This is a genomic window from Streptomyces sp. SAS_270, assembly GCF_052543295.1.
The window spans coordinates 57933-74417 of the sequence record NZ_JBMNDS010000007.1; the positions used below are offsets into that span (position 1 = coordinate 57933).

General features: G+C 71.7%; 13 protein-coding genes. 7 read left to right on the forward strand and 6 right to left on the reverse strand.

Translation table 11 applies throughout. The features are described from left to right. Window positions 1-41: 41 nt before the first annotated feature. From ACN6LB_RS07040 to ACN6LB_RS07055, 4 genes are read right to left on the reverse strand one after another with little or no spacing between them, the layout of a single operon-like run. The gene (locus ACN6LB_RS07040) at window positions 42-1202 is read right to left on the reverse strand and encodes an acyl-CoA dehydrogenase family protein (protein WP_356141180.1); all 1161 of its coding nucleotides are present in this window, start codon (window positions 1200-1202) and stop codon (window positions 42-44) included. Between the two features lie 5 nt (window positions 1203-1207). Further along, entirely contained in the window at window positions 1208-2167 is a 960-nt protein-coding gene (locus ACN6LB_RS07045; RefSeq protein WP_445025014.1) for a hydroxymethylglutaryl-CoA lyase, read from the reverse strand. Next, on the reverse strand, window positions 2164-4179 hold the full coding sequence (locus tag ACN6LB_RS07050; RefSeq protein WP_445025015.1) for an acetyl/propionyl/methylcrotonyl-CoA carboxylase subunit alpha: 2016 nt from the start codon (window positions 4177-4179) through the stop codon (window positions 2164-2166). The genes ACN6LB_RS07045 and ACN6LB_RS07050 overlap by 4 nt, the downstream gene beginning before the upstream one ends. Window positions 4180-4185: 6 nt before the next feature. Further along, window positions 4186-5802, reverse strand: a complete 1617-nt coding sequence (locus ACN6LB_RS07055; RefSeq protein WP_445025016.1) for a carboxyl transferase domain-containing protein — start codon at window positions 5800-5802, stop codon at window positions 4186-4188. Window positions 5803-5889: 87 nt separating this feature from the next. Between ACN6LB_RS07055 and ACN6LB_RS07060 the strand changes: the two genes are divergently transcribed. The 4 genes from ACN6LB_RS07060 to ACN6LB_RS07075 all read left to right on the forward strand — a co-directional run bounded on the left by ACN6LB_RS07060 (window position 5890) and on the right by ACN6LB_RS07075 (window position 9492). Beyond that, window positions 5890-6480 (forward strand): SACE_7040 family transcriptional regulator, encoded by a 591-nt coding sequence (locus tag ACN6LB_RS07060; RefSeq protein WP_445025017.1) that lies wholly within the window; start codon window positions 5890-5892, stop codon window positions 6478-6480. Window positions 6481-6587: 107 nt separating this feature from the next. Next, a complete protein-coding gene (locus ACN6LB_RS07065; protein WP_445025018.1) occupies window positions 6588-7745 on the forward strand; it encodes an acyl-CoA dehydrogenase family protein in 1158 nt (385 codons plus the stop codon). 45 nt (window positions 7746-7790) lie between these two features. Beyond that, entirely contained in the window at window positions 7791-8663 is an 873-nt protein-coding gene (gene tesB / locus ACN6LB_RS07070; protein WP_356141168.1) for an acyl-CoA thioesterase II, read from the forward strand. 151 nt (window positions 8664-8814) lie between these two features. Then, window positions 8815-9492: a maleylpyruvate isomerase N-terminal domain-containing protein gene (locus tag ACN6LB_RS07075; protein WP_445025019.1), complete on the forward strand. Its 678-nt coding sequence runs from the start codon at window positions 8815-8817 to the stop codon at window positions 9490-9492. 187 nt (window positions 9493-9679) lie between these two features. Here the strand turns inward: ACN6LB_RS07075 and ACN6LB_RS07080 are convergent, their stop codons facing one another. Both ACN6LB_RS07080 and ACN6LB_RS07085 read right to left on the reverse strand, forming a co-directional pair. Then, a complete protein-coding gene (locus tag ACN6LB_RS07080) occupies window positions 9680-10468 on the reverse strand; it encodes a phosphatase (protein ID WP_445025020.1) in 789 nt (262 codons plus the stop codon). A gap of 121 nt (window positions 10469-10589) precedes the next feature. Then, window positions 10590-12119, reverse strand: coding sequence for a PucR family transcriptional regulator (locus tag ACN6LB_RS07085; RefSeq protein ID WP_445025021.1), 1530 nt, complete (start codon window positions 12117-12119; stop codon window positions 10590-10592). Window positions 12120-12225: 106 nt separating this feature from the next. Here ACN6LB_RS07085 and ACN6LB_RS07090 point away from each other — a divergent pair, with 106 nt between their 5' ends. The 3 genes from ACN6LB_RS07090 (at window position 12226) to ACN6LB_RS07100 (ending at window position 16464) form a co-directional block, all read left to right on the forward strand. Beyond that, window positions 12226-13698: a sodium:solute symporter gene (locus ACN6LB_RS07090; protein ID WP_445025022.1), complete on the forward strand. Its 1473-nt coding sequence runs from the start codon at window positions 12226-12228 to the stop codon at window positions 13696-13698. A gap of 115 nt (window positions 13699-13813) precedes the next feature. Next, window positions 13814-14782 (forward strand): agmatinase, encoded by a 969-nt coding sequence (speB, locus tag ACN6LB_RS07095; RefSeq protein ID WP_356141158.1) that lies wholly within the window; start codon window positions 13814-13816, stop codon window positions 14780-14782. After that, window positions 14779-16464, forward strand: a complete 1686-nt coding sequence (locus ACN6LB_RS07100; protein ID WP_445025023.1) for a thiamine pyrophosphate-binding protein — start codon at window positions 14779-14781, stop codon at window positions 16462-16464. The genes speB and ACN6LB_RS07100 overlap by 4 nt, the downstream gene beginning before the upstream one ends. Window positions 16465-16485 lie beyond the last annotated feature (21 nt).

Consider the following 16485-nt stretch of genomic DNA (forward strand, 5'->3'; position numbering starts at 1 on the left):
CTCCCGGGCGTGCCCGGGAGCCCCGAAGCACGATGGCGAGCTCAGCCGGTGAGCCCCAACTCCCGGGCGATCAGCATCCGCTGGACCTCACTCGTGCCCTCGCCGATCTCCAGGATCTTGGAGTCGCGCCACATACGGGCCACCGGGTACTCGTTCATGAAGCCGTAGCCGCCGTGCACCTGCGTGGCGTCGCGGGCGTTGTCGACGGCGACCGTGGAGGAGTAGAGCTTGGCGATCGCCGCCTCCTTCTTGAAGGGCTCGCCGGCGACCAGCCGGGACGCGGCGTCGCGCCAGCCGACGCGGGCCATGTGCGCCTTCATCTCCATGTCCGCGATCTTGAACTGGATCGCCTGGTACGCCCCGATGTTCCGCCCGAACGCATGCCGCTCCTTGGCGTACTTCACCGACTCGTCCACACAGCCCTGCGCGAGCCCGGTCGCGAGCGCCGAGATGGCGATGCGGCCCTCGTCGAGGATCCGCAGGAACTGCGCGTAGCCGCGGCCCTCCGCGCCGAGCAGGTTCGCCGCCGGGACGCGCACGTCGGCGAAGGACAGCTCACGGGTGTCCGACGCGTTCCAGCCGACCTTCGAGTACGGCGCCGCGACCGTGAAGCCCGGGGTGCCGGACGGCACGATGATCGAGGAGATGAGCGGCTTGCCGTCGGGCTTGCGGCCGGTGACCGCCGTGACCGTCACCAGCCCTGTGATGTCGGTGCCCGAGTTGGTGATGAAGCACTTGGTGCCGTTGATCACCCATTCGTTGGTGTCCGCGTCGAGGCGGGCCGTCGTCCGGGTGGCGCCCGCGTCGGAGCCGCCGTCCGGCTCGGTCAGCCCGAAGGCGCCGAGGATCTCGCCCGAGCACAGGCGCGGCAGCCACTCGGCCTTCTGCGCGTCGGTGCCGAAGAGATGGATCGGCATCGCGCCCAGCGAGACGCCCGCTTCCAGGGTGATGGCCACGGACGAGTCGACGCGGGCCAGCTCCTCCAGGGCGATGCCGAGCGCGAGGTAGTCGCCGCCCATGCCGCCGTACTCCTCCGGGAAGGGCAGCCCGAACAGGCCCATCCGGCCCATCTCCCGCACGATCTCGTACGGGAACTCGTGCCGCTCGTAGAGGTCGCCGATCTTCGGAGCGACTACGTCGTGCGCGAACTCCTCGACGGTGCGCCGGAGTTCTTCGAGCTCGGGTGAGAGCTTGTGGTCCATGGGTGTCACTGCTCCTGGTCGGGAGGTGTCGTCTTGCCGAGGGCTTTGACGGTGCGGGACGGGCTGGGTCGGCCCAGTTGTCCGGCCATCCACACGCTGGTGGCGGTGAGACGGTCGAGGTCGACCCCGGTGTCGATGCCGAGGCCGTGCAGCATCCACACGAGGTCTTCGGTGGCGAGGTTGCCGGTGGCGGACTTGGCGTAGGGGCAGCCGCCGAGACCTCCTGCGGAGGCGTCCACGGTGCGCACGCCGTGCTGGAGCGCGGCGAGGGTGTTGGCGAGCGCCTGGCCGTAGGTGTCGTGGAAGTGCACGCCGAGCGTGTTCGTGGGCACACCCTGTTCGTTCAGGGAGGCGAGGAGCGCGAGGACATGCCCCGGGGTGGCGACGCCGATCGTGTCGCCGAGGCTCAGCTCGTCGCAGCCCATGTCCCGCAGGGCTTTGCTGACGTGGACGACCTGCGCGAGCGGGACCGCGCCCTCCCAGGGGTCGCCGAAGCACATCGAGAGATAGCCGCGGACGTGCACGCCCTGCGACTTCGCGCGCGCCACCACCGGCTCGAACATGGCGAGCGCCTCGTCGACCGTCCGGTTCAGGTTGGCCTTGGCGAAGGACTCGGTGGCGCTGGCGAACACGGCGACACGGCGGGCGCCGAGAGCGAGGGCGCGATCCAGGCCGCGTTCGTTCGGCACCAGCACGGGCAGGTGCACGCCCGGAAGGCCGCCGAGGAGAGGGAACAGCTGCTCGGCGTCGGCAAGTTGGGGAACCCACTTGGGGTGGACGAAGCTGGTGGCCTCGATCGTGGTCAGCCCCGCGTCGGCGAGCCGGCGCACGAACTCCGCCTTGACCTCCGTCGGGACGGTGGACTTCTCGTTCTGCAGCCCGTCGCGGGCGCCGACCTCATGGATCCGCACGCGAGCGGGCAGACCCTCGGCCGGTACGACCATGGGGAGCCCTTGAACAGTCATTCCGCCTCCTCGTGCGGGGTGATGACGGCCAGCACCTGGTCCATGGCGACCGTGGTGCCCGGCGTGACGTCCAGCTCGCTGACGGTCCCGGCGTGCGGCGCGGAGATGACGTGCTCCATCTTCATCGCCTCCACCACCAACAGGCTCTGCCCGGCGGTCACTTCGTCACCGACGGCGACCTTCACCACGGTCACCGTGCCCGGCATCGGCGCGGTGAGGGAGTCGGCGCCGCTCGCCCCGGCTCCGGTCAGCGAGGCGGCCACGGGGTCGTGGTCGCGCACGTGCCAGGCGTCGCCGTCGCGGCCGAGCCATGTGCCGTCCGGCAGGGCGGCGAAGGTGTGGAGGACGCCGTCGAGCCGGAAGGTGAACCAGCCTTCGGCGCCGGGCCGCGGGGGCACGCCCCCGGACCCCCGAAGAGGCTTGTCCGCGCCGGGCAGCAGCAGCTCCGTCGCGCCGTCCGGCGTGCTGCGCACGCGCACGGTGACCGGCTCGTGGCCCGGCACCCGCACATGGTGCGGCGTCCACGCCCGCTCGCCGCCCAGGCGCCAGCCGTCCGCGGCAGCGAACGGGTCGGCCCAGCCGGAGCCGGCCGCGGGCACGAGAGCGGCCTGGCGCGCCAGCGCCGCCGCCGCGTAGACCTCTACGGGCACGTCGTCCGTGACGAGCGCGTCCACCTCCCGCTCGACCAGCCCCGTGTCCAACTCGCCCGCCACGACCGCCGGATGGGCAAGGAGCCGGCGCAGGAACCCGGCGTTCGTCTGCACGCCCAGCGTCACCGTCCCCGCGAGGGCGGCCCGGAGCTTTCTCAGCGCCGTCTCCCGATCCGGCCCGTACGCGATCACCTTGGACAGCATCGGGTCGTAGAGCGAACCGACCTCCGTGCCCTCGGTCAGGCCCGAGTCGGTGCGCACGCCGTCGCCCTGCGGCTCGCGCAGGGAGAGCACCGTGCCGCCGGACGGGAGGAACCCGCGCGAGGGGTCCTCGGCACAGATGCGGGCCTCGACCGCGTGTCCGGTGAGAGAGATGTCGTCCTGCCCGTAGGGCAGTTGCTCGCCGGCCGCGACCCGCAGCTGCCACTCGACCAGGTCCAGGCCGGTGATGAGTTCGGTCACCGGGTGCTCGACCTGGAGGCGGGTGTTCATCTCCATGAAGAAGTACGAGGAGGGGTCGCCGCCGGGGACGATGAACTCGACCGTGCCCGCGCCCTCGTAGCCGCAGGAGCGGGCCGCCTGGACCGCCGCCTCGCCCATCGCCGCGCGCGTGGCGTCGTCGAGGAGCACGCTGGGCGCCTCCTCGATGATCTTCTGGTGGCGGCGCTGGAGGGAGCATTCGCGCTCGCCCAGGTGGACCACGTTGCCGTGGCCGTCCGCCAGGACCTGGATCTCGATGTGCCGGGGTCGGTCCACCCAGCGCTCCACGAGGAGGGTGTCGTCGCCGAAGGAGGCGCGGGCCTCGCGGTGGGCGGCGGCGATCTCATCGGCCAGTACGCCCGCGTCGCGCACCAGCCGCATGCCCTTGCCGCCGCCGCCCGCGCTGGGCTTGAGCAGCACGGGCATGCCGATCTCCCGTGCGGCGTCGGCGAGTTGGGTGTCCGTGAGACCGCTGCCGCTCGACCCCGGTACCACCGGGACCCCGGCAGCCTTCACCGTCTCCTTGGCGCGGATCTTGTCGCCCATCAGCGAGATCGCGTCGGCGGGCGGCCCGATGAAGACGAGCCCCGCCTCCGTGCACGCACGCGCGAACGCGGCGTTCTCCGCGAGGAATCCGTAGCCCGGGTGGACCGCCTGCGCGCCCGTCCGTGCGGCGGCCTCAAGGAGCCGCTGCGCCGACAGATAGCTCTCGGCCGCCGGCGCCGGACCGATCCGTACCGCCGTGTCGGCCTCCCGCACATGCCGGGCGTCCGCGTCGGCGTCGGAGAAGACGGCCACCGAGCGCACACCGAGCGCGCGCAGGGTGCGGATGACGCGCACGGCGATCTCGCCCCGGTTGGCGACGAGCACTGTGTCAAACATGGGTCCTCACATCCGGAAGACGCCGAACTGGGGGTCACCCAGGGGCGCGTTGGCACAGGCGGTCAGGGCCAGACCCAGCACCTGGCGGGTCTCCATCGGGTCGATCACGCCGTCGTCCCAGAGGCGGGCCGTCGCGTAGTAGGCGTTGCCCTGCTGCTCGTACTGGGCGCGGATCGGCGCCTTGAAGGCCTCTTCGTCCTCCGCCGGCCAGGACTCGCCGCGCCCCTCCAGCTGGTCGCGCTTGACGGTCGCAAGGACGGAGGAGGCCTGCTCGCCGCCCATCACGGAGATCTTGGCGCCGGGCCACATCCACAGGAAGCGCGGCGAGTAGGCCCGGCCGCACATCGAGTAGTTGCCCGCTCCGTACGACCCGCCGATCACCACCGTCAGCTTCGGCACGCGCGTGCAGGCGACGGCCGTGACCATCTTGGCGCCGTGCTTGGCGATGCCCCCGGCCTCGTACTGCCGGCCCACCATGAACCCGGAGATGTTCTGCAGGAACACCAGCGGGATGCCGCGCTGGTCGCACAGCTCGATGAAGTGGGCGCCCTTCTGGGCGGACTCGGAGAACAGGATGCCGTTGTTGGCGACGATCCCGACCGGGTGGCCGTGGATCCGGGCGAAGCCGGTGACCAGGGTCTGCCCGAACTCCGCCTTGAACTCGGCGAACCGCGAGCCGTCGACCACGCGCGCGATGACCTCGCGTACGTCGTAGGGGGTGCGGGAGTCGACCGGCACGGCCCCGTAGATCCCGGCGGGGTCCACCTTCGGCTCGACGGAACTCTCGACGGACCAGGGCAGTGCCCCGCGCGCGGGAAGCGTGGCGGCGATGTTCCGGACGATCCGCAGCGCGTGCGCGTCGTCCTCCGCGAGGTGGTCGGTGACGCCGGAGACCCGGGAGTGCACCTCGCCGCCGCCCAGCTCCTCGGCCGTGACGACCTCGCCGGTGGCGGCCTTCACCAGGGGCGGGCCGCCGAGGAAGATCGTGCCCTGGTTCCGCACGATCACGGCCTCGTCGCTCATCGCCGGGACATACGCGCCGCCCGCTGTGCAGGAGCCGAGAACCGCCGCGATCTGCGGGATTCCGGCGCCCGACATACGCGCCTGGTTGTAGAAGATCCGCCCGAAGTGCTCGCGGTCGGGGAAGACCTCGTCCTGCATCGGCAGGAACGCGCCCCCGGAGTCCACCAGGTAGATACAGGGGAGGCGGTTCTCCAGGGCCACCTCCTGGGCGCGCAGATGCTTCTTCACGGTCATCGGGTAGTAGGTGCCGCCCTTGACCGTGGCGTCATTGGCGACGACCACGCACTCGCGGCCGCTCACCCGCCCCACTCCGGCGATCACTCCGGCGGCCGGTGCCTGCCCGTCGTACATCCCGTCGGCCGCCAGCGGCGCCAGCTCCAGGAAGGGCGAGCCCGGGTCCAGCAGGGCGTCCACCCGCTCGCGCGGCAGCAGCTTCCCGCGCGCGGTGTGCCGCTCGCGGGCCCGCTCGCCGCCGCCGAGCCGGGCCGCGCTCAGCTTCTCGCGCAGCTCCTCGCCCAGCGCCCGGTGTGCCGCCTCGTTGGCCCGCCAGGCCTCCGACGCGGGATCCGCCGCGCTGTGGAGCTCCGGTGCCTCGTGCATCCTGCGGTCCCCTCATAAATGTTAATGAGCGTTAACGCGTTTCCTCCAGGTTAACGAGCGCTAACCTCCCTGTCTAGAATTACTTCCATGGCCACGAGAACCGACGCCCCCACCCGCCGCGAGCAGATCCTCAAGGAAGCCGCTCGGCTCTTCGCCGAGCGCGGCTTCCATGGCGTAGGAGTCGACGAGATAGGGGCGGCCGTCGGCATCAGCGGCCCCGGTCTGTACCGGCACTTCCCTGGCAAGGACGCGATGCTCGCCGAGCTGCTGGTCGGCATCAGCGGCCAGCTGCTGACCGGCGGGAAGCGCCGGGTCGCGGAGGCGCGGGGGGGCGCCGAGGGCCTCCTCGACTCGCTCATCGAGGGGCACATCGACTTCGCGCTCGACGACCGCCCCCTGATCACCCTGCACGACCGCGAGCTGGACCGCCTGCGCGACAGCGACCGCAAGCTCGTACGGCAGTTGCAGCGGCAGTACGTCGAGCTGTGGGTGGAGGTCGTCCGTGAGGTCTATCCGGGCCTGGCCGAGCCCACGGCCCGCTCGGCGGTGCACTCGGTCTTCGGGCTGCTGAACTCCACACCGCACCTGGGGCGGCCCGGCTCGCTGCCCGGGCGCGCGGCCACGGCCGAGCTGCTGCACCGGATGGCCCGTGGGGCCTTCGAGGCCGCCGGAGCGTGACGAGCGTCTCGGGGTGGTTGCTCTGGACGACTGTTGCGACTGGCCGGTAACCTTTGTCTGAGCAAGCGCTTAGACATAACCCCGGAACGACTCAGGTGGAGGTAACGGTGCGCCGTACGGTGTTCAACGAGGATCACGAGGCGTTCCGGGAGACCCTGCGCGCCTTCATCGAGGCCGAGGTCGTTCCGGTCTACGACGAGTGGTTCGCAGCCGGCCAGGCGCCGCGCGACTTCTACTACAAGCTCGCCGAGCTGGGTGTCTTCGGCATCCGCGTCGACGAGGAGTTCGGCGGCGCCGGCATCGACTCGTACAAGTTCGAAGCCGTGATGTACGAGGAGACGGCCCGCGCGGGCGTCCAGTTCGGCGGCTCCGGCGTGCACGTGCTGCTCGGCCTGCCGTACATCAAGATGCTCGCCACCGACGAGCAGAAGAAGCGCTTCCTGCCGAAGTTCGTCTCCGGCGAGGAGATGTGGGCCCTCGCGATGACCGAGCCGGGCACCGGCTCCGACCTCGCGGGCATGAAGACCACCGCGAAGCTGTCCGACGACGGCACGCACTACGTCCTCAACGGCTCCAAGACCTTCATCACCGGCGGCGTGCACGCCGACAAGGTCATCGTCTGCGCCCGCACCGACGCCCCGTCGGCCGATGACCGCCGCCACGGCATCTCCCTCTTCGCCGTCGACACCAAGTCCGAGGGCTACTCCATCGGCCGCAAGCTCGACAAGCTCGGCCTGAAGACCTCCGACACCGCCGAGCTGGCGTTCGTCGACGTGAAGGTCCCCGTCGAGGACCTCCTCGGCGAGGAGAACAAGGGCTTCTACTACCTCGGCCACAACCTCGCCTCCGAGCGCTGGGGCATCGCCTTCGGCGCGTACGCGCAGGCCAAGGCCGCCGTCCGGTTCGCCAAGGAGTACGTGCAGGAGCGCACCGTCTTCGGCAAGCCCGTCGCGTCCTTCCAGAACACCAAGTTCGAGCTGGCCGCCTGCCAGGCCGAGGTGGACGCCGCCGAGGCCGTCGCCGACCGCGCCCTGGAGGCCCTCGACGCCGGCGAGCTCACTCCCGCCGAGGCCGCCAGCGCCAAGCTGTTCTGCACCGAGGTCGCGCACCGCGTCATCGACCGCTGCCTCCAGCTGCACGGCGGCTACGGCTTCATGAACGAGTACCCGATCGCCCGCCTGTACGCGGACAACCGCGTCAACCGCATCTACGGCGGCACCAGCGAGATCATGAAGACGATCATCGCGAAGGACATGGGCCTGTAAGGCCCACGGAAGATCACAGGAACAACTGCGCGGTACAACTGACGCATGAGTCAGGCACTTGAGTCCCTGCTCGATCTGCTCGACCTGGAGCAGATCGAGCGGGACATCTTCCGCGGCGAGTCCCGCTCCGCCGTCGTCCCCCGCGTCTTCGGCGGCCAGGTCGCGGCCCAGGCGCTGGTCGCCGCCGGGCGCACGGTCCCCGAGGACCGGCTCGCGCACTCCCTGCACGCGTACTTCCTGCGCGCCGGGGACCCGGGCGCGCCCATCGTCTACTCGGTGGACCGCATCCGCGACGGGCGCTCCTTCACCACGCGCCGTGTCGTCGCCGTCCAGCACGGACAGCCCATCTTCCACCTCTCCGCGTCCTTCCAGACGTACGAGGAGGGCATGGAGCACCAGGCGGACATGCCGCCCGCGCCCGACCCCGAGACGCTCCCGACCGCGGCCGAGCTGCTGCCGCGCTACGCCCACCTCTTCACCGACCCGGGCGTCACCGAGCGGCTCCTCGAAGCCCGCGAGGCCGTCGACCTGCGCTACGTCGACGCGCCGCCGTACGGCACGGTCGGCGAGGCCCGCGAACCCCACTCCCAGGTGTGGTTCCGCACCAACGGCAAGCTCGCCGACGACCCGCTGCTGCACGTCTGCCTCGCCACGTACGTCTCCGACATGACCCTCCTCGACTCCGTGCTCCTCGCGCACGGCCGCGGCGGCTGGGTCACCGGCGACGTCGTCGGCGCCTCGCTCGACCACGCGATGTGGTTCCACCGGCCCTTCCGCGCCGACGAGTGGCTCCTGTACGACCAGGAGTCACCGTCCGCGTCCGGCGGGCGCGGCCTCGGGCAGGCCCGGATCTACACGCAGGACGGACGGCTGGCCATTTCGGTCATCCAGGAGGGTGTCGTCCGCGTTCCTCGGTGAACCGCGCGTGCCTGGACCCGACGCCGAGGCATGCGTGGCGACGGGGGGCTCAACCCTTGGCCTTGGTCCACTTTGTGTGAAGTGGACCAGTGGGTGGAGGGCTACGCGTGCGAGGATCCCGACACGGGAGCTTGGACACGAGGGGGCGGGCATGGCCGGGGTGGACGAGACGTGGAACTGGCGGGGCGAACGGATCCGGGAGGCGTTCACCGAGGCCGCGGAGACAGTCGCCGTACTGCTTGACGAGCCCGCCGTCGCCGCGGACTGGGGGAAGCCCGGCGCGCTGCGGGACTTCAGTGTCGGAGGCCTTGCCGGGCACCTCTCCTGGCAGGTGACGGCCCTCCCGGAACTGCTGGCGAAGCCCGTGCCGACGGAGCCGGTGGTCTCGCTGCGCGAGTACTACCTCGCGCGGGTGACCTGGGTGGACGCCGGAGTGGACGACGCGGTCAACGTCCGTATCCGGCAGGGCGGCGAGGCCACCGCGGCCGACGGGCCCGAGCGGCTCGCGGCGCGTGTCCGGGAAGCGGCCGGCCGACTGCGGGACCAACTGCCGCAGGTGCCCGCCGGACGCCCTGTCCGCATGCCGTCCTGGGGCGACTGGTCCCTCGCCCTCGACGACCTCCTGCTCACCCGGTTGCTCGAACTCGTCGTCCACGCCGACGACTTGGCGTACAGCGCGGGCTTCCCGGGGCCCGACTTCCCGGAGCACGTCACCGCACCGGTGGTGGAACTGCTGGCACGGCTGGCCGTACGACGGCACGGCACGGTGAACGTCCTGCGCGGGCTCGCACGGACCGAACGGGCACCGCGGTCGATCGCCGGGATCTGAGGCCTGTCCGGCCGAGCAGGATCCAGGGGGTGTTTTGAAAGTCCCGCACAGCACCCACGGCGCCCGGCACGCACCCTCGCCGCACCGGCCGAAGCCCCAAGTACGTCCAGTACGAGGGCCTTCGTCCGGCACGCCGAGGGCGCGCACCGAACACCGCGGGCACCGCACAGGACTTTCAAAGCACCCCCTAGGCGAGCCCCGCCGCGTCCAGCAGATACGCCGTCATCGGGTCGTAGTAGCGGGGGCTCTTGACGTGGTCGTCGAGGGGGACCGTCACCTGTACGGTGCCCTCGGCCTCGGCGAGGAAGAGGGCCGGGTCGTTGCAGTCTGCGTAGCCCATGGAGTCGACGCCGAGCTGGCCCGCGCAGCCCGCCCAGCCGTGGTCGGCGACGACCAGGTCGGGCAGCGGACGGCCCTCGCGGTCCAGGCCGGTGAGGATCTGGCGCATCGGCTCGCCGGAGTGGGTGTGCCACAGCGTGGCGCCATGCTCCAGGACCGACACGTCCGCGAACTGGACGACGTATCCCTCGTCGGTCTGCAGGCCCTCCGGGATCACGACGATCTCGCAGCCCGCCGCGCGCAGGGCCCCGGCCGTGGCGCGGTGCACGTCGAGGAGGCCGCCGGGGTGACCGGTGGCGAACAGCACCCGCTCCTTGCCCGCGGCCGCCTTGCGCAGCCGGGCCGCCATCCGCTCCAGGGCGTCGACCGTCAGATCGGGGTCGATGCTGTCCTGTCCGTAGCGGTACTCCGGGTCGTCGTTCACACCGCAGCGCTCCGCCATCACCGCGAGGACGTCCTGTTCGTCCTTCCAGCGGTCGCCGAGTTCCAGGCCGAGCCAGAAGTTGCGGTCGCCGTTCGCGAGCTTGCGGTAGTGGGAGAGGTTGTTCTCGCGAGGTGTGGCCACGTCGCCCGCGATACGCGTCTGTACGAGGTGGTCGACGAGCGCGGCGCGGCTGGGGATCCCGGATATCGGCATGGTTCCCATTGTGCCGGTGCGGGTCGCCGCAGGCGGCGCTGTCCCGAAGCCTGGGATGTGCGTCACGTGGGGGTATGGGGCCGCGCCCGCCCCCTCCGCGGCGGTCACATGCCCCTCACCCTCACCCCTCCCGCAACGCGAACCACAACTCCATCCGCACATCCGGGTCGTCCAGGTCCGTCCCCAGCAGCGCACCGCATCGCGCGATGCGCTGCCGGACCGTGTTGCGGTGCACCGACAGTGCCACCGCCGTGCGGTCCCAACTGCCGTGCAGGGAGAGCCAGGTGCGCAGCGTCTCGGGGAGGGCGGGGGTCCCCGCCAGCGGGGCGAGGAGGGCGCGGGCGTGGGCCTCGGCCTCGGCGGGCGGGACGAGGTCGGCGAGCGCGGGTCGTTCGCCGTGCCGGACCAGGGGCGAACGGGTGGCGCGGGCGCGGGCCAGCGCGCGGGCCGCCCGGGTGTCGGCGGCGGCCCAGTCGCGCGGGTTGACCGCCGTGCTCACGCCGAGGGTCCAGCCCGGCTGCGCCGCCGGTTCCCGCTCGGCCGGGACGAGGACCCGTACGACGTCGCGGCCCGCGTCGACGAGCGCCGAACCCAGCGCCGCACCCAGCGCGGACGCGGCGACGGCGTCCGGCGCGGGCCCGCCCCCTTCCCGGGCCGGCCGCGCGTGCACGACGATCCACCGTCTGCCGCCCAGCAGCGGGGCCACGTCCTCGGGCGCGGCGCCCAGCAGCAGCCGTACGAGAGCCGACGAACGCGCCGCCCCCGTCGCGCTCTGGTGCTCCCCGGTGAGCAGCGAGAGCAGGACGGCCGCCACGGAGGCGATGGTGTGGTCACCGGGGTCGCGGTGCGGGGCCGCGACGCCGAGGACGAAGCCCTGCCCGGCACCGAGGGCGTAGGCGGAGAGATGGGTGCCGTCGACGGTGTCGGTGGCGGAGGAGGGCCCTCGGCCCCCCTCGGGGCGTACGACACCCGCCAGCGCGGCCAGTGACCGGGTCACACCCGCTCCGGGTTCCTTGCCCGCCCGCCTCAGCTCCGCTCCGTCCGGCCCGTGGAGCACCGACCAGCCGCCCACCCGCCGGGCGAGCTGCCGCAGCACGGCGGACACCGGGTCCGGGCGGGCCGCCGCCGCGGCCAGGCTCTGCTGGGCCTCCGTCACCCGGCGCAGTTCCGTGTGCCGCGCCTGGGCCATGAGCTGCCAGACGGCACGGGCCACGCCCGAGAACGTCGTGCGGGGCGGCACCTCCAGCAGCGGGAGCCCGTGGTCGTCGCAGGCCACCACCAGCGCCCTCGGCACCGTGTCGTGGACCGGCGCCAGGCCGAAGCCGAGGGCCGCGCCGCCCGCCTCGACGATCCGGGAGACGTAGTCGTCGAAGTAGGTGCCCGAACCGGCCGCCTCCGGGATGTGCACCCCCGCGGTCAGCAGCAGCTCGCCGCCCAGCAGATACGGGTACGGGTCCGCCATCTCCGACGTGTGCGCCCAGTGGATCACCGCGTCGGGGTCGACGGGGCCCGCGATCCGGCGCAGGCCCAGGTCCTCGCGGGCCAGCAGCGCCTCGATCCGTACGGGCGGCGTCGGCGGAACCGGGGGGAGGGGCGGGACCTGAGGGACTGGTGAGGCGGATGCTTCCGGCATGGTGGACGTTCCTTCCATCCCGAGCTGTTCAAGTGGATGAAACGTACACTTCAGAGTCGCTTTCCGGCCACCTAGTGTCAGTGCCCATCAGCCGCCACGGGGAGTGCGCGAAGGAGGGTCCGACATGGCCGTCGACTACGCAGTGATCGTCATCTATCTGGCCGGCATGCTGGCCATGGGCTGGTGGGGCATGCGCCGCGCCAGGTCCAAGAGCGAGTTCCTGGTGGCCGGCCGCCGCCTCGGTCCCGCGATGTACTCCGGCACCATGGCCGCGATCGTCCTCGGCGGCGCGTCCACCATCGGCGGTGTCGGGCTCGGATACCAGTACGGACTGTCCGGCGCCTGGATGGTCTTCACCATCGGCCTCGGGCTGCTCGCCCTGTCCGTCTTCTTCTCCGCCCGCATCGCCCGTCTGAAGGTCTACACCGTCTCCGAGATGCTGGATCTGCGGTACGGAGGCCGGGCTGGGGTCATCTCCGGCGTCGTCATGTGGGCGTACACCCTCATGCTCGCGGTGACGTCCACCATCGCGTACGCCACGATCTTCGACGTCCTCTTCGACATGAACCGCACGCTCGCGATCATCCTCGGCGGCTCGATCGTCGTCGCCTATTCGACGCTCGGCGGCATGTGGTCGATCACGCTGACGGACATGGTGCAGTTCGTGGTGAAGACGATCGGGGTGCTGCTCCTGCTGCTGCCCATCGCCGTCGTCAAGGCGGGCGGCTTCGGCGAGATGAAGGCCAAGCTGCCCACCACGTACTTCGACCCGCTGGGCATCGGCGGCGAGACGATCTTCACCTATGTGCTGATCTACACGTTCGGCATGCTCATCGGGCAGGACATCTGGCAGCGCGTGTTCACCGCGCGCAGCGACACCACGGCCAGGTGGGGCGGCACGGTCGCGGGCACCTACTGCCTCGTGTACGCCCTCGCCGGCGCCGTCATCGGCACGGCGGCCAAGGTCCTCTACCCGAAGCTGCCCAGCGCCGACGCCGCCTTCGCGACCATCGTCAAGGACGAACTGCCGGTCGGCGTAAGGGGGTTGGTGCTCGCCGCCGCCCTCGCGGCCGTGATGTCGACGTCCTCCGGAGCGCTCATCGCCTGTGCCACCGTCGCCAACAACGACATCTGGTCGCGGCTGCGGGGAGCCGTGTCCCGCGACAGTGGCGGCGACGACGACCACGACGAGGTGCGCGGCAACCGTGCCTTCATCCTGGTCATGGGCATCGCGGTGATCGGTACGGCGATCGCCCTCAACAACGTGGTCGAGGCGCTCACCGTCGCGTACAACCTGCTCGTCGGCGGACTCCTCGTCCCCATCCTCGGCGGCCTGCTGTGGAAGCGCGGCACCGCGCAGGGCGCGCTCGCCGCCGTCGTGGTCGGCGGTCTCGCCGTCATCGGTCTGATGGCGGGCTACGGCATCCTCGCGAACGAGCCCGTGTACTACGGGCTGGCGGCCTCGCTCGCGGTGTACGTCGCCGTCTCCCTGGCCACACCGGCCACGGACCCGGCGCTCCTCGCGGCCTGGCGCGAGCGCCTCGCGGGCCGGGGCGCCTGCGAACCTGTGTCCGAACCGGTCCCGGCTCACCAGTAGAGTCGTACCCAGTCACCCCATATGACTCCGTACAACTCCATACAGCTTTATAGAAGTGCAAAGCAGTGCATAGATGTGCATACGCGATGAGGCGTAGGAAAGAAGGCAGCACCCCATGACCAGCAACGAGACGCCCCGCGGACCCGTCGACTCGTCCCGCATCCCGCGGTACGCCGGCCCCGCGACCTTCGCCCGGCTGCCCCGCCTCGACGAGGTCGGCACCGCCGATGTCGCGGTCGTGGGCGTTCCGTTCGACTCCGGCGTCTCGTACCGGCCGGGGGCCCGCTTCGGCGGCAACGCCATCCGGGAGGCCTCGCGGCTCCTGCGCCCGTACAACCCGGCGCAGGACGCCTCGCCCTTCGCGCTCGCCCAGGTCGCCGACGCGGGTGACATCGCGGCGAACCCGTTCAACATCAACGAGGCCGTCGAGACCGTCGAGGCCGCCGCCGACGAACTGCTCGCCACCGGCGCCCGGTTGATGACCCTCGGCGGCGACCACACCATCGCGCTGCCGCTGCTGCGCTCGGTCGCGAAGAAGCACGGCCCGGTCGCGCTGCTCCACTTCGACGCCCACCTCGACACCTGGGACACGTACTTCGGCGCCGAGTACACGCACGGCACGCCGTTCCGCCGCGCCGTCGAGGAGGGCATCCTCGACACCTCGGCCCTCTCGCACGTCGGCACACGCGGCCCGCTGTACGGCAAGCAGGACCTCACCGACGACGAGAAGATGGGCTTCGGCATCGTCACCTCGGCGGACATCTACCGCCGCGGCGCCGACGAGGTCGCCGACCAGCTCCGCCAGCGCATCGGCGACCGCCCGCTGTACATCTCCATCGACATCGACTGCCTCGACCCGGCGCACGCGCCCGGCACCGGTACGCCCGAGGCCGGCGGCATGACCTCCCGCGAACTCCTGGAGATCCTGCGCGGGCTGGCGTCCTGCAACCTGGTCTCGGCGGACGTCGTCGAGGTGGCCCCCGCGTACGATCACGCGGAGATCACGGCGGTGGCGGCATCCCACACGGCGTACGAACTGACCACGATCATGTCCCGTCAGATTGCTGAGGCGCGCGCGAAGTGACCCACGACCACGACCTGGTGCTCCGTCCGACCGCCGCCCAGACGGAGGCCGCGCTGAACCCTCCCCCCGGCCGCAACGGCGGAGACCTGGTCGTGGAGACCCTGGCCGGGCTCGGCGCGACGACCGTCTTCGGCCTGCCCGGCCAGCACGCGCTGGGCATGTTCGACGCGCTGCGCCGCTCGGACCTGAGGTACGTCGGCCTGCGCGTCGAGAACAACGCGGGGTTCGCGGCGGACGCGTACGGCAGGATCACCGGCGAGGCGGCCCCGCTGCTGCTGTCGACGGGGCCGGGGGCACTGACCTCGCTGGCCGCCCTCCAGGAGGCGGCGGCCGCCTCGGCGCCGGTGCTGGCGATCAGCAGCCAGGTCCCGACGGCCGGTCTGGGCGGCGGGCGCCACGGCTATCTGCACGAACTCCCCGACCAGGCGGCCTCGTTCAGGGGAGTGGTCAAGTCGGTCCACACCGTCCGCGCCCAGTCCCAGATCCCCTCGGCGATCGAGGCGGCCTGGAAGTCGGCGCTCTCGGCACCGCACGGACCGGTGTGGGTGGAGATCCCGCAGGACGTGCTGCTCGCCGAGACGTCGATCCCCGTGGTGACGGGCGGCGACGCCTTCCCCGAGGAGCTGCCCCCGCGCCCCGAACTGACCGCGGTGGCCGCCGACCTGCTCTCCAAGGCCGCCCGCCCGGCGATCATCGCGGGCGGCGGAGTGGTACGGGCCGACGCGTCCGGCAAGCTCCGCCGGCTCGCCGAACGGCTGAACGCTCCCGTCGTCACGACCCCCGGCGGCAAGGGTGCCTTCCCCTGGGAGCACCCCCTCTCCCTGCAGTCCTGGCTGGAGGACCGCCACACGACGGACTTCCTGGAGGACGCGGACGTCCTGCTCGTCATCGGCTCCGGCCTCGGCGAACTCTCCTCCAACTACCACACGTTCAAACCCCGCGGCCGCGTCATCCAGATCGAGGCGGACCTCGGCAAACTGGAGTCCAACCACCCGGCCCTGGGCATCCACGCCGACGCGCGGCTCGCACTGCAGGCCCTGCTGGAGACGGTGGACGCCCGCGCGGACGACACGGCCGCGGACCGCGTCCGCAGCGTGCTGTCGCTGGTCGGCGCGCGCATCGCGGCCCAGGAACTCACCCTGGAGCAGGACGTGTTGGCGGCGGTCCGCCGCGCGCTGCCGTCCGACTCCCCGTCCTTCTGGGACATGACGATCCTGGCGTACTGGGCGTGGTCGGCCTTCGACGCCAAGGGCCCCAACCGCATGCACTCCGCCCAGGGCGCGGGCGGCCTCGGCTACGGCTTCCCGGCGGCGCTCGGCGCGGCGGCGGCCGACCCGACCCGGCCCGTCCTCGCGGTCTCCGGTGACGGCGGCGCCCTGTACTCGATCGCCGAGCTGGCGACGGCCCGACAGTACGACCTGAACGTCACCTGGCTGATCGTCGACGACGGCGGCTACGGCATCCTGCGCGAGTACATGACCGACACCTTCGGCGAGGCCACCGCCACGGAACTCGCCCGCCCGGACTACGTGGCCCTCGCGGAGTCCTTCGGGGTGCCGGGGGTGCGGACGACGCCTTCGGCCCTGGAGGCCGACCTGGCGAAGGCGCTGGCGGCACCGGGGCCCTCGGTGGTCGTCCTTCCGGCGCTGCTGCGGATGTTCGCGCCGACGCATCTGGGCTGAGCACCTGAAACAGCTGAACTC